This window comes from Methylobacterium sp. CCH5-D2 (assembly GCF_001556475.1).
Lineage (GTDB): Bacteria > Pseudomonadota > Alphaproteobacteria > Rhizobiales > Beijerinckiaceae > Methylobacterium > Methylobacterium hispanicum.
In genome coordinates this window covers 1-3,868 of sequence record NZ_LSIX01000985.1, presented here as the reverse complement: position 1 = coordinate 3,868, position 3,868 = coordinate 1, and the positions used below count along the sequence as shown (strand labels likewise).

The 3,868-nt window shown below is 75.3% G+C and carries 4 protein-coding genes and 1 pseudogene; all 5 read right to left on the bottom strand.

The window, feature by feature from the left end; genetic code table 11:
* Positions 1-35 precede the first annotated feature (35 nt).
* The gene (locus AX737_RS26685; protein WP_066926756.1) at positions 36-377 is read right to left on the bottom strand and encodes a heavy metal-associated domain-containing protein; all 342 of its coding nucleotides are present in this window, start codon (positions 375-377) and stop codon (positions 36-38) included.
* Positions 378-529: 152 nt separating this feature from the next.
* Positions 530-1,801 carry an ATP-binding protein gene (locus AX737_RS26680; protein ID WP_066926754.1) on the bottom strand — a complete coding sequence of 424 codons (1,272 nt, stop codon included), beginning with the start codon at positions 1,799-1,801 and terminating at the stop codon, positions 530-532.
* A 19-nt stretch (positions 1,802-1,820) separates the two neighbouring features.
* Positions 1,821-2,855, bottom strand: a complete 1,035-nt coding sequence (locus AX737_RS26675; protein ID WP_066926752.1) for a lysylphosphatidylglycerol synthase domain-containing protein — start codon at positions 2,853-2,855, stop codon at positions 1,821-1,823.
* Positions 2,856-3,059: 204 nt separating this feature from the next.
* Positions 3,060-3,707 carry a uracil-DNA glycosylase gene (locus tag AX737_RS26670; protein WP_066926750.1) on the bottom strand — a complete coding sequence of 216 codons (648 nt, stop codon included), beginning with the start codon at positions 3,705-3,707 and terminating at the stop codon, positions 3,060-3,062.
* Positions 3,704-3,868, bottom strand: a pseudogene (locus AX737_RS38470) (PIG-L family deacetylase); the annotation flags it as partial. The gene AX737_RS26670 and the pseudogene AX737_RS38470, both read right to left, overlap by 4 nt.

The window sequence follows — 3,868 nt, the reverse complement described above, 5'->3', positions numbered from 1 at the left end:
CCCGCCGACCTCGTCGCCGCGGTCGCGGCGGCGGGCTACACGGCCGAGCCCCTGGACGCGCAGGCCCCGCCGACGCCCGGCACGGCCGCCAGCGCGCGCTCGACGCGGCCGACGCAGGCGGCGCAGGAGAGGCCCGAGACGGCGAGCACGGTCTCGGTCCCGGGCACGGCGTAGCCCGCCGCCTCCACGGCCTCGGCGGCGTCGGCGGGCGCGGCGCCGGGTCCGAGGAGCAGGCTCGCCCGGCCCGTGGCGAGGTTGACGCTGACCGCGCTGGCGCCCGGCAGGCGGCCGAGCGCGCGCTCGACGCGGCCGACGCAGGAGGCGCAGGTGAGGCCCTCGACCGGGAAGCTGACAGGTGCGGCGCTCTGTGCGGACATGGTGGAACGGGAACCGGCGGAACGGGGATCAGTCTCCATGCCCGAACATGTGGCCCTTCCCATGATGGGAAGGTCAAGGGCCGCCGCGCCGCCCGCCGCGCCGCCCGCCGCGCCACCCGCCGCGGCGGCCGTCCGTCCGTCCGGGCACGGCCCTACGCCCCCGCGCCCTCCCTCTGCCCCGCGCTTCCCGGTTCCGGCTCGGGCCGCGCGGGCAGGACCACCCGGACCGTCGTCCCGACATCGAGCGTGCTCTCGATCTGCAGTCGGCCCTGGTGGCGGTTCAGGCTGTGCTTCACGATGGCGAGGCCGAGCCCCGTGCCGCCCTTCTCGCGGCTGGAGGCCACGTTCACCCGGTAGAAGCGCTCGGTCAGCCGCGGGATGTGCTCGGGCGCGATGCCGGGCCCGTCGTCCTGCACGGTGAGGACGATCTCGGGGCCGTGCCGACCCTCCGCGCGGGCGAGCCCCACCGCGACGCGCCCGCCGCCGTACCGCACGGCGTTCTCCACGAGGTTCTCGACCACGCGCGCCAGCTCGTCGGGCTCGCCCAGCACCGGGAAGGCCCCCGCCCCCGCGAAGGTCACGGCGACGCCCCGCTCGGCGGCGAGCGGGGCCTGCATCTCGACCATCTGGCGGGCGAGGCTCCCGAAATCGACCGGCTTCGTCGGCGGCATGTGCTCGCGCAGCTCGATGCGCGAGAGCGAGAGCAGGTCGTCGATCAGCCGTGTCATGCGCTGGGCCTGGGCGCGCATGATGTCGAGGAAGCGCTCGCGGGCGGGCGCGTCGTTGCGGGCGGGCCCCTGCAGGGTCTCGATGAAGCCGAGCAGCGAGGCCAGCGGCGTGCGCAGCTCGTGGCTCGCGTTGGCGACGAAATCGACCCGCATCGCCTCCAGGCGCCGGGCCGCGGTGAGGTCGCGCAGGAACAGGACCACGTTCGGCCCCGACCCGTCCGGCATGGCGAGCGCGCCGACCTGCACCTCGAAGGCGCGCTCGGTCGGCACGCGGGTGGCGTAGGCGACCTTGAGGGGCTCGCCCGTGCGCAGAACCTCCTCGATGCCGTCGAGCACGTCGGGCGCGCGCAGGCCGAAGGAGAGCGGGTGGCGCAGGCGCATGGCCGGCAGCAGGGCGCGCGCCGCCGGGTTCGCCTCGATCACCACCGCGCGGCGGTCCACGAGGATGACCGGATCGGGCACGTGGGCGAGCAGCGCCTCGGCGATGACGTGGCGCTCGGCGCTCGGGCGCAGCGGCTCCGGCACGGTGGCGCTCCGGCGTCGCGCGCCCGCGAGGCCGCCGAGGCAGGCCGCCGCTAGGGCCGCCAGGACGAGGGAGCCGTCGAGGGCGCCGACGAGCCAGGCGGCCGCCAGCGTCAGGCCGGCGGCGAGCGCGGCGCCGGTCCAGGCGGCTTGGGAGACGGCGTCGCGGCCCATCTCACCCGGCCCGCACCGGCTAGCGGCCGCCCAGGCGGCGCTTCGCCTCGAAGGCGCCGAGCATCAGCAGGGCGACGCCGAAGGGCACGAGGTAGTAGCAGACCCGGAACAGGAGGAGCGAGCCGAGGACTTGGTCGCGCGGCAGGCTGGAGAGGGCGACCAAGATGGTCGATTCGAACACGCCCGCGCCCCCCGGCACGTTCGAGGCGATGCCGAGCATCGCGGCCAGCACGTAGATCGCCAGGAAGGTGGTGAAGCCGATGGTGAGCCCGTCCGGCAGCAGCACGTAGAGCACGGCCGCCGCCGCGCAGACGTCGCCGATCCCCACGATCATCTGGCCGATCGACACCGAGGCGCCGGGCAGTTCGAGCCGCCAGTGCCTCACGGTCACGCTGCGGCGCTTGGCCGAGACCCAGGCGAGGTAGCCGAGCACGGCGGCCAAAGCCGCCAGCCCCACGCCCTGGTTGATCCGGATCGACGTGAAGGCGAGCCCCGCGAGCTGGCCCGCCTCGATCACGAGGCTGAGGCCCAGCACCACGCCCATGCCGAGCCAGAAGGTGAAGCCCGCGATCACCGTGAGCGCGGCGATCTTGGCGGCGTTGAGCCCGTGGCGGGCGTAGATCCAGTAGCGGATCGTGCCCGCTGTGAAGAGCGCGAAGCCCAGCGTGAAGCTCACCGCGTAGCTCGTGAACGAGGCGAGCGCGGTGATCCCGTAGGGCACGCTCACCCGGAGCTGGCGTAGGGCCAGCGCGTCGTAGCCGGTGAGGAAGAGGTAGCTCACGAAGACGAAGCCGAAGGCGATGGCGAACTGCGTGCCCGTCTTCTCCGCCATCGCGGCGTGCAGGTCGGCCCAGGTGATGTCCTGCGCGAGGTGCCAGAGCACCCCGAGCGAGACCACGAAGAGCACGACGCTCGCGACCGTGCCGATCCAGGCGTAGCGGCGGCGGCCGCGCGGGCGCGCGGCCTCCGGCACGCCGGCCCCGCGCGCCGCGGCGTCGGCGTCGATGGCCTCGGCCCCCTCGATCGCCGGGCGATGCTGGCCCTGGACGTTCATGCCGATCGTTGTCCGCCTTCCTCCGGAGCGGCCGCCCGCCTCGCGACGAGACGACGGCGCCGGGCCGGCATCCGCGGACCTGCCCGGAAACCTGCCTGTGTGTCGGGTCCGCGGGCTCGGCCGCGGCTTGTCGCCCGCATGTAGGACCTGCGGCCGCCGATGACCAGCGACGCCGCGCGCCCTCCACGGTCCTGTGCGGCCGCGTCAGGAGGCAGCGATGCCCGCGCGAGATGTCCGCAGGATGACGGCGGCCTCCTCCATCCCCGCCCGGATGCGTTCCGGGACGGCGGGCGCTGTGCAGACGTAGGTCGGGCTCGGATGCGGCACGCCGACCACCGGCAATCCCGGCCGCAGGGCCTCGAACGCGGGACGCGCCTCCCCGGCGAAGCGCCCGGCCAGCACCGCCACCGCGAGGCCGGGCAGGAGGTCGAGGAGGGGGCCAAGGTAGGGTTCGGCCGCGCGCAGCTCCGCCCGGCGCGGGGCGCGGTTGAGCGCGCCGGGGGCGTGGATCACCCAGGGCACGACGTTCCAGATCAGGGTGTCGGCCCGGGGGATGCCGGCCTCGGCGAGGAAGCGGAACAGGTTCGCGGCGGTGCCGGTGGCGCTGTCGCGGGTGACGAAGCCGGTGCGGACGACCGCGGGGCCCGGCGTCTCCAAGAGGAGGAGCATCCGGGCGTTGACGCCGCCGTCGAGCGGATCGGGGTCGGGGACGGGCGCTCGCCGCTCGTCTGCTATGCGCCGGGCGAGCGCGCGGATGGGGGCGATGTGGGGGGCATCCACCAGGGCACGGCGCGCGGCGAGCGCCGCCGGATCGCGCAGGGATTTCGGCTGGTCGGGCGCGAGCCCGGTCATCCGGTCCCGTCGCGCAGCGCCGCGAGGTCCGGCGGCGGCGATCCGGAGAGGCGGAGGCGCTCGCGTCCTTCCTCTTGCGCCAGCCGCGCCTCCAAACCGGCCGGGCCGCCGAACTGGAAGCCGATCTGGCTGGCATAGGCGGCGCAGGCCCGGAGCTTGGC